The sequence below is a fragment of the Vibrio sp. 1402 genome, assembly GCF_033340275.1.
The window spans coordinates 1-501 of the sequence record NZ_JAWOWE010000795.1 but is presented as its reverse complement, the minus strand read 5'-3'; the positions used below and the strand labels follow the sequence as shown (position 1 = coordinate 501).

The following is a 501-nucleotide window of genomic DNA, read 5'->3' as shown; positions in this document are numbered from 1 at the left end:
CGAACAGTGTCAGTGCACCGATACAAGCAATGTTTAATACGAAGCCGATTCTCATCATTTCTTTTTGCTTGATATGACCCGTACCGAACACAATTGCATTTGGTGGCGTTGCAACTGGCAACATGAAGGCACAAGATGCGGCTACCGCGATAAGCGCTGACAGAATCACTGGTGATAGACCAAGTGCTTCGGCAATGGTCGCGAACACTGGGACCAGTAGCGCAGCACTTGCTGTGTTACTTGCAAACTCAGTCAAGAAGACGACAAAGGCAACCACAGAAAGGATAGTGAGTAATACACCTGCTTGCTCAAGGAAGCCAGTTAGGCTGTGCGCTAGGAAAACGCTGGTGCCTGTCGCTTTTAGAACGTTACTCAAGCAGATACCGCCGCCGAACAGGATCAGAACACCCCAGTCTGTTGTCTTTTCAATGTCCTTCCATTCGACTGCTCGAGATGCGCCTAGCAGCAAGATGGCACCAATCGCAACCAAGGTGTCGAATT

The 501-nt window shown here is 49.5% G+C and carries 1 protein-coding gene; it reads right to left on the bottom strand.

What is annotated here, in order from left to right:
• Window positions 1–501 (bottom strand): SLC13 family permease (locus R7044_RS28545; protein WP_225456463.1); only part of this gene is annotated, 501 nt, incomplete at both ends.